This is a genomic window from Pseudomonas sp. GW456-L12 (assembly GCF_059424045.1).
On sequence record NZ_JBWKZA010000009.1, the window covers coordinates 142577 to 157959 of the forward strand.

Annotated in this window: 12 protein-coding genes; 8 read left to right on the forward strand and 4 right to left on the reverse strand. The window is 64.3% G+C overall.

The window, feature by feature from the left end; translation table 11 throughout:
- Positions 1–18 precede the first annotated feature (18 nt).
- From AC07Y9_RS14410 to AC07Y9_RS14425, 4 genes are all read left to right on the forward strand, one after another.
- Entirely contained in the window at positions 19–2613 is a 2595-nt protein-coding gene (locus AC07Y9_RS14410) for a glycosyltransferase (protein ID WP_053259789.1), read from the forward strand.
- A 199-nt stretch (positions 2614–2812) separates the two neighbouring features.
- A complete protein-coding gene (gene dapE / locus AC07Y9_RS14415; RefSeq protein ID WP_102679264.1) occupies positions 2813–3964 on the forward strand; it encodes a succinyl-diaminopimelate desuccinylase in 1152 nt (383 codons plus the stop codon).
- A complete protein-coding gene (locus AC07Y9_RS14420) occupies positions 3964–4773 on the forward strand; it encodes a putative RNA methyltransferase (RefSeq protein WP_102679265.1) in 810 nt (269 codons plus the stop codon). Before dapE ends, AC07Y9_RS14420 begins: the two co-directional genes overlap by 1 nt.
- Positions 4774–4856: 83 nt before the next feature.
- Positions 4857–5234, forward strand: coding sequence for a hypothetical protein (locus AC07Y9_RS14425; protein ID WP_007927921.1), 378 nt, complete (start codon positions 4857–4859; stop codon positions 5232–5234).
- A 77-nt stretch (positions 5235–5311) separates the two neighbouring features.
- On the opposite strand, the gene AC07Y9_RS14430 is transcribed toward AC07Y9_RS14425, so the two are convergent.
- Positions 5312–5521, reverse strand: a complete 210-nt coding sequence (locus tag AC07Y9_RS14430) for a cold-shock protein (RefSeq protein ID WP_007927922.1) — start codon at positions 5519–5521, stop codon at positions 5312–5314.
- Positions 5522–5765: 244 nt separating this feature from the next.
- Between AC07Y9_RS14430 and plsB the strand changes: the two genes are divergently transcribed.
- From plsB to AC07Y9_RS14445, 3 genes are read left to right on the forward strand one after another with little or no spacing between them, the layout of a single operon-like run.
- A complete protein-coding gene (gene plsB / locus AC07Y9_RS14435; RefSeq protein WP_102679266.1) occupies positions 5766–8270 on the forward strand; it encodes a glycerol-3-phosphate 1-O-acyltransferase PlsB in 2505 nt (834 codons plus the stop codon).
- Between the two features lie 53 nt (positions 8271–8323).
- On the forward strand, positions 8324–8722 hold the full coding sequence (locus AC07Y9_RS14440) for a YbaY family lipoprotein (protein WP_053259786.1): 399 nt from the start codon (positions 8324–8326) through the stop codon (positions 8720–8722).
- A 27-nt stretch (positions 8723–8749) separates the two neighbouring features.
- A complete protein-coding gene (locus AC07Y9_RS14445) occupies positions 8750–9439 on the forward strand; it encodes a DUF4197 domain-containing protein (protein ID WP_007927927.1) in 690 nt (229 codons plus the stop codon).
- Positions 9440–9554: 115 nt separating this feature from the next.
- On the opposite strand, the gene AC07Y9_RS14450 is transcribed toward AC07Y9_RS14445, so the two are convergent.
- Together AC07Y9_RS14450 and AC07Y9_RS14455 are read right to left on the reverse strand one after the other, a co-directional pair.
- Complete coding sequence (locus AC07Y9_RS14450; protein WP_102679267.1) at positions 9555–12620, reverse strand: efflux RND transporter permease subunit; 3066 nt, start codon at positions 12618–12620, stop codon at positions 9555–9557.
- Between the two features lie 6 nt (positions 12621–12626).
- Positions 12627–13727 carry an efflux RND transporter periplasmic adaptor subunit gene (locus tag AC07Y9_RS14455; RefSeq protein WP_102679268.1) on the reverse strand — a complete coding sequence of 367 codons (1101 nt, stop codon included), beginning with the start codon at positions 13725–13727 and terminating at the stop codon, positions 12627–12629.
- 93 nt (positions 13728–13820) lie between these two features.
- On the opposite strand from AC07Y9_RS14455, the gene AC07Y9_RS14460 reads away from it, so the two are divergent.
- Positions 13821–14456 (forward strand): TetR/AcrR family transcriptional regulator, encoded by a 636-nt coding sequence (locus AC07Y9_RS14460; protein ID WP_102679269.1) that lies wholly within the window; start codon positions 13821–13823, stop codon positions 14454–14456.
- 81 nt (positions 14457–14537) lie between these two features.
- On the opposite strand, the gene AC07Y9_RS14465 is transcribed toward AC07Y9_RS14460, so the two are convergent.
- Positions 14538–15320, reverse strand: coding sequence for a class I SAM-dependent methyltransferase (locus tag AC07Y9_RS14465; protein ID WP_102679270.1), 783 nt, complete (start codon positions 15318–15320; stop codon positions 14538–14540).
- Between the last annotated feature and the right edge of the window lie 63 nt (positions 15321–15383).

The window sequence follows — 15383 nt, forward strand, 5'->3', positions numbered from 1 at the left end:
TTGGAACCCGAAATAGCTATGTCATCGCGTAAATTTGGACTCAACCTGGTGGTGGTTCTGGCAATCGCCGCCCTGTTCACCGGCTTCTGGGCACTGGTCAACCGCCCGGTTTCCGCCCCCAATTGGCCTGCACAAATCTCCGGCTTTTCCTACTCGCCTTTCCAGCTGGGCCAGTTCCCGCAGAAAGACCAGTTCCCGACCGACGACGAAATGCGTCGCGACCTGGAGATCATGAGCAAGCTGACCGACAACATTCGGACCTACTCGGTCGACGGCACGCTGGAGAACATCCCCAAGCTGGCGGAAGAGTTCGGCCTGCGCGTGACCCTCGGGATCTGGATCAGCCCGGACCTGGAGCGCAACGAGCGTGAAATCACCCGCGCCATCGACATCGCCAACAACTCGCGCAGTGTGGTGCGCGTGGTGGTCGGTAACGAAGCGATCTTCCGCAAGGAAATCACCGCCGACCAGTTGAGCGTCCTGCTCGATCGCGTACGGGCCGCGGTCAAGGTGCCGGTCACCACCTCCGAACAGTGGCACGTCTGGGAGGAACACCCGGAACTGGCCCAGCACGTCGACCTGATCGCCGCGCACGTCCTGCCCTACTGGGAATTCATCCCGATGGACAAGGCCGGGCAGTTCGTCCTCGACCGCGCCCGCGACCTGAAACAAATGTTCCCGAAAAAACCGCTGCTGCTGTCCGAGGTGGGCTGGCCGAGCAACGGCCGCATGCGTGGCGGCGCCGACGCCAGCCCGGCGGACCAGGCGATCTACCTGCGTAACCTGGTCAACAAGCTCAACCGCCAGGGCTACAACTACTTCGTGATCGAAGCCTTCGACCAGCCGTGGAAGGCCAGCGACGAAGGTTCGGTAGGCGCCTACTGGGGCGTGTTCAACGCCGCGCGCCAGCAGAAATTCAACTTCGAAGGCCCGGTGGTGGCGATCCCGCAATGGCGCGTGCTGGCCATCGGCTCGGTGGTCCTGGCGCTGCTGTCCCTGACCCTGCTGATGATTGACGGCTCGGCCCTGCGCCAGCGCGGGCGGACCTTCCTGACCTTCATCGCCTTCCTCTGCGGCTCGGTGCTGGTGTGGATCGGCTACGACTATAGCCAGCAATACAGCACCTGGTTCAGCCTGACGGTGGGCTTCCTGCTCGCCCTGGGTGCGCTCGGGGTGTTCATCGTGTTGCTCACCGAGGCCCATGAACTGGCCGAGGCGGTCTGGGTGCACAAGCGCCGGCGCGAGTTCCTGCCGGTCGAAGGCGACTCCAACTACCGGCCGAAAGTCTCGATCCATGTGCCGTGCTACAACGAGCCGCCGGAAATGGTCAAACAGACCCTCAATGCCCTGGCCAACCTCGACTATCCGGACTTCGAAGTCCTGATCATCGACAACAACACCAAGGACCCGGCGGTCTGGGAGCCGGTGCAGGCCTATTGCGAAACCCTCGGCCCGCGCTTCAAGTTCTTCCACGTCGCGCCCCTGGCCGGTTTCAAGGGCGGCGCGCTGAACTACCTGATCCCGCACACCGCCAAGGACGCCGAAGTGATCGCGGTGATCGACTCGGACTACTGCGTCGATCGCAACTGGCTCAAGCACATGGTGCCGCACTTCGCCGACCCGAAGATCGCCGTGGTGCAATCGCCGCAGGATTACCGCGATCAGAACGAAAGCACCTTCAAGAAGCTCTGCTACGCGGAATACAAAGGCTTCTTCCATATCGGCATGGTCACCCGCAACGACCGTGACGCGATCATCCAGCACGGCACCATGACCATGACCCGCCGTTCGGTCCTGGAAGAACTGGGCTGGGCCGACTGGTGCATCTGCGAAGACGCCGAGCTGGGCCTGCGGGTGTTCGAGAAAGGCCTGTCGGCGGCGTATTACCACACCAGCTACGGCAAGGGCCTGATGCCGGATACCTTCATCGACTTCAAGAAACAGCGTTTCCGCTGGGCCTATGGGGCGATCCAGATCATCAAGCGCCACACCGCCAGCCTGCTGCGCGGCAAGGACACCGAGCTGACCCGTGGCCAGCGCTACCACTTCCTCGCGGGCTGGCTGCCGTGGGTGGCGGACGGCATGAACATCTTCTTCACCCTCGGCGCCCTGCTCTGGTCGGCGGCGATGATCATCGTGCCGCAGCGCGTCGATCCGCCGTTGCTGATCTTCGCGATCCCGCCCCTGGCGCTGTTCGTGTTCAAGGTCGGCAAGATCATCTTCCTCTACCGCCGGGCGGTCGGGGTCAACCTCAAGGACGCGTTCTGCGCGGCCGTGGCGGGCCTGGCGTTGTCCCACACCATCGCCAAGGCGGTGCTGTATGGCTTCTTCACCAGCAGCATTCCGTTCTTCCGTACACCGAAGAACGCCGACAACCACGGCTTCTGGGTGGCGATCTCGGAAGCCCGGGAAGAGCTGTTCATCATGCTGCTGTTGTGGGGCGCGGCGCTGGGCATCTACCTGGTGCAGGGCGGCCTGCCGAGCAACGACATGCGCTTCTGGGTGACCATGCTGCTGGTGCAGTCGCTGCCGTATGTGGCGGCACTGGTCATGGCCTTCCTGTCGTCGCTGCCAAAACCGCTTGCCGAAAGCGCGCCGGTGGCGGCTGCATAAATCGCGGCAAAGCACTAAACGGCGGCCTCTGGCCGCCGTTTTGCTTTAAGATATCCGCCATTTTGCGCGCCTTGCCCCATTACCGTAGGAGCGAGGCTTGCCCGCGATAGCCACGACGCGGTTTGCCTGAGACGCCTCAGGTTTTCCATCGCGGGCAAGCCTCGCGCTTACACATAACGCCTTGCACCGGAGTTTCCCCATGACGGCCCACGCCGACCTTTCGCCGACCCTGCAACTCGCCTGTGACCTGATCCGCCGCCCGTCGGTGACGCCGGTCGACGCCGACTGCCAGAAGCTGATGATGCAGCGCCTGGGCGATGCCGGCTTCAAGCTGGAGCCGATGCGCATCGAGGATGTGGATAACTTCTGGGCCAGCCACGGCAAGCACGAAGGCCCGGTGCTGTGTTTCGCCGGCCATACCGATGTGGTGCCCACCGGCCCGGTCCAGGCCTGGCAGAACGACCCGTTCGACGCGTTGATCGACGAGCACGGCATGCTCTGCGGGCGCGGCGCAGCGGACATGAAAGGCAGCCTCGCGGCGATGCTGGTGGCGGCCGAGCGTTTTGTCGCCGACTACCCGGACCACAAAGGCTCAGTGGCCTTCCTGATCACCAGCGACGAAGAAGGCCCAGCCCACCACGGCACCAAGGCGGTGGTCGAGCGCCTGGCGGCGCGCAAGGAGCGCCTGGACTGGTGCATCGTCGGCGAGCCGTCGAGCACCAGCCTGGTCGGTGACGTGGTCAAGAACGGCCGTCGCGGCTCCCTCGGCGCCAAACTCACGGTGCGCGGCGTGCAGGGCCACGTGGCCTACCCGCACCTGGCCAAGAACCCGATCCACCTGGCCGCCCTGGCCCTGGCCGAACTGGCCGCGGAACATTGGGACGACGGCAATGCCTTCTTCCCGCCCACCAGCTTCCAGATTTCCAACCTGAATTCCGGCACCGGCGCGACCAACGTGATCCCTGGCGAGCTGGTGGCGGTGTTCAACTTCCGCTTCTCCACCGAATCCACGGTCGAAGGCCTGCAACAGCGCGTGGCCACCATCCTCGACAAGCACGGCCTGGACTGGCATGTGGAGTGGGCGTTGTCGGGCCTGCCGTTCCTCACCGAACCGGGCGCCCTGCTCGACGCGGTGTCGGCCAGCATCAAGGACATCACCGGCCGCGAGACCAAGGCCTCCACCAGCGGCGGCACCTCCGACGGGCGTTTCATCGCCACCCTCGGCACCCAGGTGGTCGAGCTGGGCCCGGTCAACGCCACCATCCACCAGGTCAACGAGCGCGTGCTGGCCAGCGACCTCGACGTGCTGACCGAAATCTACTACCAGACCCTGATCAAGTTGCTCGCCTGATGCTTGCCTGCCCTATCTGCGCGGCGCCCCTGAGCGCCGTCGACAACGGTGTCGTGTGCCCGGCCGGGCACCGCTTCGACCGCGCCCGCCAGGGTTACCTGAACCTGCTGCCGGTGCAGCACAAGAACAGCCGCGACCCAGGCGACAACCAGGCCATGGTCGAAGCCCGCCGCGACTTCCTCAATGCCGGCCATTACGCCCCGGTGGCCAGGCGCCTGGCCGAACTGGCCGCCGAGCGCGCCCCGCAGCGCTGGGTCGATATCGGTTGCGGCGAGGGTTACTACACCGCCCTGATCGCCGAAGCCCTGCCCCAGGCGGACGGTTATGCCCTGGACATCTCCCGGGAAGCGGTCAAGCGCGCCTGTCGCCGTGCCCCGCAGCTGACCTGGTTGATCGCCAGCATGGCCCGGGTGCCCCTGGCCGACGCCAGCTGCCAGTTCCTCGCCAGTGTCTTCAGCCCGCTGGACTGGCAGGAAGCCAAGCGCCTGCTCAGCCCTGGCGGCGGCCTGATGAAGGTCGGACCGACCAGCGGCCACCTGATGGAATTGCGCGAGCGCCTGTACGACGAGGTCCGCGAATACACCGACGACAAACACCTGGCGCTGGTGCCCGCGGGCATGGCGCTGCAACACAGTGAAACCCTGGACTTCAAGCTGACGCTGAGCAATCCGCAGGATCGCGCCAACCTGCTGGCCATGACGCCCCACGGCTGGCGCGCCAGTGCCGAACGCCGGGCCAGCGTGATCGAGCAGGCCGAGCCCTTCGAGGTCAGCGTGTCGATGCGCTACGATTACTTCGTGCTGCAATAACCCATTAATCCACGGCCTCGAGCAGCGACTCGAGGCCGAATAAATCCGCGAATGGATTTTTCAGACCCGCAGTGAGGACATCCATGCGCCAACCGGATATCGAGATTTACCTGAAAGACGCCGACGTCGACCACAAGGCCATCGCCGCCTGGCTCGGCGCGGCCCTGGGCCCGTGCAGCGACTGGGTGCAGAAAGGCCAGACCTACAAATGCAAGGCGGGCAGCGTGCCAGTGACCTGGCTGCCGAAAGCCGTGGGCAAATGGAACAGCCTGTATCTGGAAAGCGACCAGACGCCGTGGGACGACGACATCGCCTGCGCCCGCGCCGCCTTCGCCGCGCTGAACGTCGAAGTGCGCTGCGCACCGGGCAGCTGGGTCGAGGAAGAAGGTGAGGAATCGGCCGACCGCTGGATTCGCATCAGCGCCGACGGGGAAGAAGAGATTACCTGGCGTACCGCCTGACTCTGATTACTGTAGGAGCGAAGCTTGCTCGCGATAGCGTTATCGCGAGCACGCTTCGCTCCTACAAGGCACAGCGCTTACAAGCCCACTACATCCTCTGCCTGCAAACCCTTCTGCCCCTCTACCACGGCGTATTCAACCTGCTGCCCTTCGGTCAGCGAGCGGTGGCCTTCACCACGAATAGCACGGTAGTGGACAAATACATCGGCACCACCTTCACGCTGAATGAAGCCGTAGCCCTTGGCGTCGTTGAACCACTTCACGCTGCCGGTCTCGCGAGTTGCCATCAATCCATCCTCCGTCTTTTTATTATCAGTCGGCTTACTGAAACGAAGCCGTGAGAACTTTCGCCTGGACCTGGGTTTCTATTGATGGGCCCCGCATGCCCAGGCGTCAGTCGGGCGAGTATATGACAGGCAGAAAAACTCTCAACTCAATCTTGTTTGCCGCTTTTTTGCCGATTTTCGGTGAATCCGGCACACTAGCCGCCCCGAGCAACTGCTCGGTTTTTTCCACTAAAGCAGAAGCCGTATGACCCGCTCCCCGTTCCGCCGTCTTGTGTTTGGCACCTTGCGCCGACTGTTGTACCTCTGGGTTCGCTCGGAGACGATCAACCAGTCGTCCTTCACCCTCAACCTCGACCGCAGTCGTCCGGTGTTCTACGTCCTGCAAAACCCTTCGCTCACCGACCTTGCCGTGGTCGATACCGAGTGCACCAAGGCCGGGTTGCCGCGCCCGGTGCTGCCGGTCTCGGTGGGTAACCTGCTGGAACCCGCCGCGTTTTTCTACCTGACCCCGGCCCCGGACTGGCTCGGCCGCCAGGACAAGCGCGGCGCGCCCCCCACCTTGACCCGTCTGGTCAGCGCCCTGAGCCAGAATGCCGCCGAAGACGCGCAGATCATTCCGGTCAGCGTGTTCTGGGGCCAATCGCCCGACAGCGAATCGAGCCCATGGAAACTGCTGTTCGCCGACAGCTGGGCAGTCACCGGGCGTCTGCGCCGGCTGCTGAGCATCATGATCCTGGGCCGCAAGACCCGGGTGCAATTTTCCGCGCCGATTCACCTACGCGAACTGATCGAGCACAACAAGGGCCACGAGCGTACCGTGCGCATGGCCCAGCGCATCCTGCGGGTGCACTTTCGCAACCTGAAGGCCGCGGTGATCGGCCCGGACATTTCCCACCGGCGCAACCTGGTCAAAGGCCTGCTGAACCAGCCGCTGGTCAGGCAGGCGATCCTCGACGAAGCCGAACGGGAAAAGATCTCCCCGGAAAAAGCCAAGGCCGTAGCCTTGCGTTATGGCAACGAGATCGCCTCGGACTACACCTTCACCGCGATCCGCTTCCTCGAAGTGGTGCTGAGCTGGTTCTGGAACAAGATCTACGACGGGATCAAGGTCAACCACATCGAAAGCGTGCAGAAAGTCGCCCCGGGCCACGAAGTGATCTACGTGCCCTGCCACCGCAGCCACATCGACTACCTGCTGCTGTCCTACCTGCTGTTCCGCAACGGCCTGACCCCGCCGCACATCGCCGCCGGGATCAACCTGAACATGCCGGTGATCGGCAGCCTGCTGCGCAGGGGTGGAGCGTTCTTCATGCGCCGCACCTTCAAGGGCAACCCGCTCTACACCTCGGTGTTCAACGAATACCTGCACACCCTGTTCACCAAGGGTTTCCCGGTGGAGTACTTCGTCGAGGGCGGACGCTCGCGCACCGGGCGCATGCTGCAACCGAAAACCGGGATGCTGGCCATCACCCTGCGCAGCTTCCTGCGCTCCTCGCGCATGCCGATCGTCTTCGTCCCGGTGTACATCGGCTACGAGCGCGTGCTGGAAGGCCGCACCTACCTGGGCGAGCTGCGCGGCGCGAGCAAGAAGAAAGAGTCGATCTTCGACATCTTCAAGGTCATCGGCGCCCTCAAGCAGCGTTTCGGCCAGGTGGCGGTGAACTTCGGCGAGCCGATCAAGCTGGCCGAGTTCCTCGACCAGGAACAGCCAGGCTGGCGCGCCCAGGAGCTGGGCCCGCAGTTCAAGCCGGCCTGGCTCAACGAAACCACCAACCGCCTGGGTGAAAAAGTCGCCCAGCACTTGAACGAGGCGGCGGCGATCAATCCGGTCAACCTGGTGGCCCTGGCGCTGCTGTCCACCAGCCGCCTGGCCCTCGACGACCGCGCCATGGCCCGGGTCCTGGACCTGTACCTGGCGCTGCTGCGCAAGGTTCCCTACTCGCCCCACACCACCCTGCCGGAAGGCGATGGCCGGGCCTTGATCGAGCATGTGAAGGACATGGACCTGCTGTCCGAGCAGAGCGATGCCCTGGGCAAGATCCTCTACCTGGACGAGCAGAACGCCGTCCTGATGACCTACTACCGCAACAACGTGCTGCACATCTTCGCCCTGCCGGCGTTGCTGGCGAGCTTCTTCCAGAGCTCGTCGCGCATGAGCCGCGAACAGATCCTGCGCTACACCCGGGCGCTGTACCCTTACCTGCAGTCGGAGCTGTTCATCCGTTGGTCCCTGGACGAACTGGACGGGGTGATCGACCAATGGCTGGAGGCCTTCGTCGAGCAAGGCCTGCTGCGCTTCGAGAAGGAGCTGTACCTGCGTCCGGCCCCAAGCTCGCGGCATTTCGTGCTGCTGACCCTGCTGTCCAAGAGCATCGCCCAGACCCTGCAGCGCTTCTACATGGCCATCTCGCTGCTGCTCAACAGCGGCCAGCGCAGCATCAGCGCCGAAGAGCTGGAAGACCTGTGCACGGTCATGGCCCAGCGCCTGTCGATCCTGCATGGCCTGAATGCCCCGGAGTTCTTCGACAAGAGCCTGTTCCGCCACTTCATCCAGACCTTGCTGGAACAGGACGTGCTGCGCCGCGACGAGGCCGGCAAGCTGAGCTACCACGAACTGCTCGGCGAACTGGCCGAGGGCGCGGCCAAGCGCGTGCTGCCGGCGGAGATTCGCCTGTCGATCCGCCAGGTGGCCCTGCATCGCAGCGAAGATGCCGCCGAACAGGTCGCCGCACCGCAGCAAAGCGACTAGATTCTTATCGGCGCCAGGCGGTTTCTGGCGCCCCCCCGATACGGAGATCCAACATGAAAAAGTTCACCCTGCTCGCCCTTGCCACCCTGCTCGGGGCCTGTAACAGCATGCAACCTGCCAGCAAAGCCAGCCTCGATGGCGAAGTCTTCTACCTGCAACGCATCGCCCTGCCGCCAGCCGCCACCCTGAGCGTCAGCCTGCAGGACGTGTCGCTGGCCGATGCCCCCGCGGTGCTGCTGGCCGAACAGAAAGGCCCGGTCAAAGGCCAGGTGCCACTGCCCTTCCACCTCAGCTACGACCCGGCCCAGGTCAAACCCGGGCACCGTTATTCGGTCAGCGCGCGGATCGAAGTGGCTGGCAAACTGCTGTTCGTCACCACCGAGCACAACGGGGTGAAACTCGACGGCAGCGATCCGCAACCGCTGAAAATCCGCGTCGACGCGGTTCGCTAATCCCTTTTCTCGAACAAGGAAGCTGCCATGCTCCGTTCTTCCCTTCGCTTCACCAGCCTGTGCGCCGGCCTGCTGATCTGTGCCAGTGCCCTGGCGCTGTCCCTCGGCGACCTGTCGCAGCAAGACGCCACCGGCGGCCTCAAGGACGCCCTGACCCAGGGAGCCCAGGTCGCGGTCAAACAACTGGGCACCGCCGGCGGTTTCAGCAACAACCCGGACGTGCGCATCGAACTGCCGGGCAACCTCGGCAAAGTGGCGAAGAAAATGAAACAGTTCGGCATGGGCGCCCAGGTCGAGGAACTTGAGACCAGCATGAACAAGGCCGCCGAGGCCGCCGTGCCGCAGGCCCAGGCGCTGCTGGTGGATGCCGTGAAGAAGATGAGCGTGGAGGACGCCAAGGGCATTCTCAGCGGTGGCAAGGATTCCGCCACCCAGTACCTGAGCAAGACCAGCCGCGAACAGATCCGCGTGAAGTTCCTGCCGATCGTCAAACAGGCCACCGACCAGGTGGGCCTGGCCAAGCAGTACAACGCCTTCGCCGGCCAGGCCGCCACCTTCGGCGTGCTGGATGCGAAGAACGCGAATATCGAAAGCTACGTGACCGAACAGGCGCTCAACGGCCTGTTCGAGATGATCGGCAAACAGGAAGCGACCATTCGCGAGAACCCGGCGGCAGCGGCCACCAGCCTGGCGAAAAAAGTCTTCGGTAGCCTGTAACCCCTACCTGTAGGAGTGGCCGGTCGACGCTCGATTGCTCGCGATTTAGACGCCGCGGTGTGCCTGACACACCGCGGCGTCTAAATCGCGGGCAAGCCTCGCTCCTACAGGCGAATCAGGTTTTCTTGACCCGGAACCACGCCGCATACAACGCCGGCAAGAACAGCAGGGTCAGCGCCGTCGCTACAATCAGCCCGCCCATGATCGCCACCGCCATCGGCCCGAAGAACACGCTGCGTGACAGCGGGATCATCGCCAGCACCGCCGCCAGCGCGGTCAGCACGATCGGCCGGAAGCGCCTGACCGTCGCCTCGATGATCGCCTGCCACGGCGTGAGCTCGGCGGCGATGTCCTGCTCGATCTGATCCACCAGGATCACCGAATTACGCATGATCATCCCCGACAGCGCGATGGTCCCGAGCATGGCCACAAAGCCGAACGGCTGGCGAAACACCATCAGGAACAGGGTCACGCCGATCAACCCCAGCGGCGCGGTGAGGAACACCATCGCCGTGCGCGAGAAGCTGCGTAGTTGCAGCATCAGCAGGGTCAGCACCACCACGATGAACAGCGGCACGCCGGCCTTCACCGAGTTCTGCCCGCGGGCCGAGTCTTCCACGGTGCCGCCGACGTCCAGCAGATAACCGTCCGGCAGTTCGGCGCGGATCGGCTCCAGGGTCGGCAGGATCTGTTGCACCAGGGTCGCCGGCTGTTCCTTGCCATAGATGTCGGCCCGCACGGTGACGTTCGGCAGGCGGTTGCGGTGCCAGATGATGCCTTCCTCGAAGCCGTATTCCAGGGTCGCGACCTGCGACAGCGCCACGCTCTTGCCGTTGTCGGTGGGCACTGCCAGGCTCGACAGCAGCGACAGCTCGGTGCGTTCATGCAAGGTCCCGCGCAGCAGGATCTCGATCAACTCGTTGTCTTCGCGGTACTGGCTGACGCTGGAACCGGTCAGCGAGCTTTGCAGGAATTTCGCCAGGTTGGCGGTACTCACGCCCAGGGCCCGCGCACGGTCCTGATCGATATTGAGGTAGACCACCTTGCTCGGCTCCTCCCAATCCAGGTGCACGTTGACCACGTGGGGGTTCTCGCGGACCTTGGCCGCCACCTTGCGCGCCAGGGCCCGCACCTCTTCGATGTGCTCGCCGGTGACGCGGAACTGCACCGGATAGCCCACGGGCGGGCCGTTCTCCAGGCGGGTGACTCGCGAGCGCAGGGCCGGGAACTGCTCGTCGAGGGTTTCGATCAGCCAGCTGCGCAGGCTTTCACGCTCCTCGATGGTCTTGGCCAGCACCACGAACTGGGCAAAACTCGCCGCCGGCAGTTGCTGGTCCAGGGGCAGGTAGAAACGCGGCGAACCGGTGCCGACGTAAGCCACATAGTTATCGATGCCGGCGTGATCCTTGAGCATCGCCTCCAGGCGCTTGACCTGATCGGCGGTGTTGCTCAGGGACGCGCCCTCGGCCAGCTTCAGGTCGACCATCAGCTCCAGGCGCCCGGAAGCCGGGAAGAACTGCTGCGGCACGAAGCGGAACAGCATCACCGAGGCAATGAACAGCAGCACGGTCAAGGCGATCACGGTCTTGCGCCGGCGCACGCACCATTCCACCATCCGCCGCACCCGCTGATAGAACGGCGTGCCGTACGGATCGGGCTGGCCGTCGGCGCTGCCGTGCTTGGCCGCATGCAGCTTGGCCAGGTCCGGCAGCAGCTTCTCGCCCAGGTAGGGCACGAACACCACCGCGGCGATCCATGAGGCCAGCAAGGCGATGGTCACCACCTGGAAGATCGAACGGGTGTATTCGCCGGTGCCGGACTGCGCCGTGGCGATCGGCAGGAAACCCGCGGCAGTGATCAGGGTACCGGTGAGCATCGGGAACGCCGTGCTGGTCCAGGCGTAGCTGGCGGCCTTGAGCCGGTCGTAGCCCTGCTCCATCTTGATCGCCATCATCTCCACCGCGATGATCGCGTCGTCCACCAGCAGGCCCAGCGCCAACACCAGCGCGCCTAGGGAGATCTTGTGCAGGCCGATCCCCAGGTAGTACATGGTGGCGAAGGTCATCGCCAGCACCAGCGGAATCGCCAGGGCCACCACCATGCCGGTGCGCACGCCGAGGGAAAAAAAGCTCACCAGCAGCACGATCGCCAGGGCTTCCACCAGCACCTGGACGAACTCGCCGACGCCCGTCTTCACCGCGGCCGGCTGGTCGGAGACCTTGCGCAGCTCCATGCCGGCGGGGAGGTTTTTCTGGATCCGGGCGAACTCCAGTTCCAGCGCCTTGCCCAGCACCAGGATGTCGCCGCCGTCCTTCATCGCCACGGCCAGGCCGATTGCGTCCTGGCCCATGAAACGCATGCGCGGCGCCGGTGGATCGTTGAAGCCGCGACGCACATCCGCCACATCGCCGATACGGAAGGTGCGGTCGGACACCCGGATCGGGAAGTTGCTGATCTGCTCGACGCTCTGGAAATTACCGGACACCCGCAATTGCAGGCGCTCGCTGCTGGTCTCGAAGAAGCCGGCGGTGGACACCGCGTTCTGCTCCTCCAGGGCCTGTTGCACCGCCGCCAGCGGCAGGCCGAGGGTCGCCAGCTTGACGTTCGACAGCTCGATCCAGACCTTCTCGTCCTGCAAGCCCAGCAGGTCGACCTTGCCCACGTCCTTGACCCGCTGCAGCTGGATCTGGATGCGGTCGGCGTAATCCTTGAGCACCGCGTAGTCGAAACCGTCGCCGGTCAGCGCATAGATATTGCCAAAGGTGGTGCCGAACTCATCGTTGAAGAACGGGCCCTGGATACCCGGCGGCAGGGTATGGCGAATATCGCTGATCTTCTTGCGTACCTGATACCAGAGCTCGGGGATCTGGTTCGAGTGCATCGAGTCGCGCGCCATGAAGGTCACCTGGGACTCGCCCGGGCGGGAAAACGAGACGATGCGCTCGTATTCGCCGGTTTCCATCAGCTTCTTTTCAATGCGTTCGGTGACCTGCCGGGAAACCTCCTGGGCCGTGGCGCCCGGCCAGTTGGTGCGGATCACCATGGCCTTGAAGGTGAAGGGCGGGTCTTCGCTCTGGCCCAGCTTGGTGTAGGAAAGCGCCCCGACAATGGCCAGTAACAGCATCAGGAACAACACGATCTGGCGGTTGCGCAACGCCCATTCGGAAAGATTGAAACCCATCGGGGATTACTCCTTGGCCGCCAGATTGACCACGCGGTTGGAGCGATCCACCGGGCGCACCTGCTGCCCCTCATGGAGCACATGCACACCCGCCGCCACCACCCAGTCGCTGACGCCGAGGCCTTCGAGAACCGGCACGCTCTTTTCGCCGAAGGCGCCGAGACGCACCGGGGTCTTTTTCAGGGTGTTGTTGGCGTCGACCCGCCAGACATAGGCGGCACCGTTCTCCGCAGTCACCGCCGACAGCGGCACCGACAACGGCACACTGGCCGCGGCCTGGATGAACACTCGGGCGCTCTGCCCCAGCTCGGCCGGGACCTTGCCGGCGGTAAAGGCGATGCGGGCGGCGAAGGTACGGGAGCGTGGGTCGGCGGCCGGCGACAGCTCGCGGATCTGCCCGGCGAAACGCTGGTCGGGCTGGCTCCACAGCTCCACTGACACCGGCTGGCCGATGCGGAAGCGGCCGAAACCCTGCTCCGGCAGGCTGATCAGCACTTCCCGCTCGCCGTCGGTAGCCAGGGTAAAGACGGTCTGGCCGGCGGCGACCACCTGGCCAACCTCGACCGTGCGCCGGGCCACGACTCCATCCTGGGGCGCGCGCAGCACGGCGTAACCGGCCTGGTTGCTGGCCACGTCGAACTCGGCCTTGATCTGCTTGAGCCGGGCCAGGCCGGAGCGATACAGGTTTTCGGCGTTGTCGTACTGGGAACGGCTGACCAGTTGCCGGTCCATCAAGGTCTTGTAGCGGTCACGCTCGGAGCGCACCAGATTCAGGTTGGCTTCGGCCGCCACCACCTGGGCCCGGGTGGCTTCCAGTTGCAGCCGCACGTCCTGCGGGTCGAGCTCGGCCAATGGCTGGTCGGCTTTCACCCGCTGCCCCTCATCGACCAGTCGTCGGCTGACCTTACCCCCAATCCGGAACGCCAGGTCCGGTTCGTAACGCGCGCGGACCTCGCCGGGGTAGCTGTCCATGGCCTGCGCCGCGGGCTCTGGCTGCACCACCATGGCCGGGCGAACGGTGGTTTGCGCGGTTTCTTCATGTCCGCACGCGGACAGCAGAACGGCCAGGCTGACGGGCAACGCGAGGGGTAAGGCATAGCGGAACATGGTGGGGGACCTTTCGCTAAGGGTGCTTCGAATAATTATACTGGCGGGTATGTTATTAATAGCAAACTCACCAGTCCAGTATTAAAGCGAAGAATGTCCGACAATCTTTCCACCTCAAACGGCCCCGGCCGCCCCAAGGACCTGGCAAAACGCCAGGCCATCCTCGAAGCCGCGAAAACGCTGTTCCTGAGCAATGGCTACGCCAACACCAGCATGGACGCGGTAGCCGCCGAAGCCGGTGTTTCCAAGCTGACGGTGTACAGCCATTTCAACGACAAGGAGACCCTGTTCTCCGCCGCGGTGGCGGCCAAGTGCGAGGAACAGTTGCCAACGCTGATCTTCGAGCTGCCGGCCGGCATGCCGATCGAAAGCGTGTTGCTGAACATTGGCCGGGGCTTTCACCTGCTGATCAACAGCGAAGAATCCTTGAACCTGCATCGCCTGATCATGGCCCTGGGCAGCCAGGACCCGAAGCTCTCGCAGATCTTCTTCGAGGCCGGGCCACAACGCATGGTGCAAGGTATGGAACGGCTGCTGACGAGGATCGACCAGAGCGGCGCCCTGCGCATCGACAAACCGCGCAATGCCGCCGAGCATTTCTTCTGCCTGCTCAAAGGCGCGGCGAACTTTCGCCTGCTCTACGGCTGCGGCGAGCTGCTGAGCGACGAAGCCGCCGAGGAGCATGTACGGGAAGTGGTGGGGTTGTTCATGCGGGCGTATCGAGCCTGAAGGCCCTATCGCGAGCAAGCTCCTACAGGTCATGCGCAGTCTCTGTAGGAGCGAGCTTGCTGGCGAAAAAACCGATGAAGATCAGGCCTTGAGCGCCTTCTTCGGATAGATATCGTAACGGCTGGATTTGCCATCCAGCGCATGGCTCGGCTTGGGGCCTGCGATGCACGGCGCCTTGCGCGGGCGCTTGACCACCACCCGGTGGCTGGCCAGGGCCAGGGCGGCCTCCAGCAGTGCCGGGGCGTCCGGGTCGTCCCCGACCAGTGGGCGGAACAGGCGCATTTCCTTTTTCACCAGCGCGGTCTTTTCCCGATGCGGGAACATCGGGTCCAGGTAGATCACCTGGGGCGGCTCGCCCTCCCAATTGCGCATCACCTCGATCGAGTTGCCCTTGAGCAGGCGCATGCGCGCCACGATCGGCGCCACTTCGAAATCCTCTCCCGCCCGGGCCAAGCCGTCTTCGAGCAAGGCGCCGATCAAGGGCTGGCGCTCGATCAGGCTCATCTCGCAGCCGAGGCTGGCCAGGACGAACGCATCCTTGCCCAGCCCCGCCGTGGCATCCAGGATCCGCGGGCGCACGCCCTGGGTAATGCCCACCGCCTTGGCGATCATCTGCCCGCTACCGCCGCCATACAGCCGCCGGTGCGCCGCGCCACCCTCGACAAAGTCCACCCGCACCGGCCCTGGCGCGTCGGCGCCGAGCTGCTGCAGCTGCAAGCCCTGCTCGCCGACCTGCAGGGCGAACTCCGCCTCGTCGATCTGCAACGGCAGCCCCAGTCGCTCGGCCCAATGCGCGGCCTGCGGCTGGAATGCCTCGGCCAAGGCCTCGACTTTGATGCGGCAGGCCGCTGGTTGCTCACTCATCTGAAAACACGCTCAAAAAATTAATGATCGGCAAAAACTGCCGATAAAAGAACTATCCGGCAT

Excerpts from the sequence above, each read along its gene's own strand:
- AC07Y9_RS14450 (WP_102679267.1), bottom strand. The coding sequence starts at position 12,620 with ATGGGTTTCAATCTTTCCGAATGGGCGTTGCGCAACCGCCAGATCGTG.
- AC07Y9_RS14420 (WP_102679265.1), top strand. The coding sequence starts at position 3,964 with ATGCTTGCCTGCCCTATCTGCGCGGCGCCCCTGAGCGCCGTCGACAAC.
- dapE (WP_102679264.1), top strand. The coding sequence starts at position 2,813 with ATGACGGCCCACGCCGACCTTTCGCCGACCCTGCAACTCGCCTGTGAC.
- plsB (WP_102679266.1), top strand. The coding sequence starts at position 5,766 with ATGACCCGCTCCCCGTTCCGCCGTCTTGTGTTTGGCACCTTGCGCCGA.
- AC07Y9_RS14425 (WP_007927921.1), top strand. The coding sequence starts at position 4,857 with ATGCGCCAACCGGATATCGAGATTTACCTGAAAGACGCCGACGTCGAC.
- AC07Y9_RS14445 (WP_007927927.1), top strand. The coding sequence starts at position 8,750 with ATGCTCCGTTCTTCCCTTCGCTTCACCAGCCTGTGCGCCGGCCTGCTG.
- AC07Y9_RS14410 (WP_053259789.1), top strand. The coding sequence starts at position 19 with ATGTCATCGCGTAAATTTGGACTCAACCTGGTGGTGGTTCTGGCAATC.
- AC07Y9_RS14455 (WP_102679268.1), bottom strand. The coding sequence starts at position 13,727 with ATGTTCCGCTATGCCTTACCCCTCGCGTTGCCCGTCAGCCTGGCCGTT.
- AC07Y9_RS14440 (WP_053259786.1), top strand. The coding sequence starts at position 8,324 with ATGAAAAAGTTCACCCTGCTCGCCCTTGCCACCCTGCTCGGGGCCTGT.
- AC07Y9_RS14460 (WP_102679269.1), top strand. The coding sequence starts at position 13,821 with ATGTCCGACAATCTTTCCACCTCAAACGGCCCCGGCCGCCCCAAGGAC.
- AC07Y9_RS14465 (WP_102679270.1), bottom strand. The coding sequence starts at position 15,320 with ATGAGTGAGCAACCAGCGGCCTGCCGCATCAAAGTCGAGGCCTTGGCC.
- AC07Y9_RS14430 (WP_007927922.1), bottom strand. The coding sequence starts at position 5,521 with ATGGCAACTCGCGAGACCGGCAGCGTGAAGTGGTTCAACGACGCCAAG.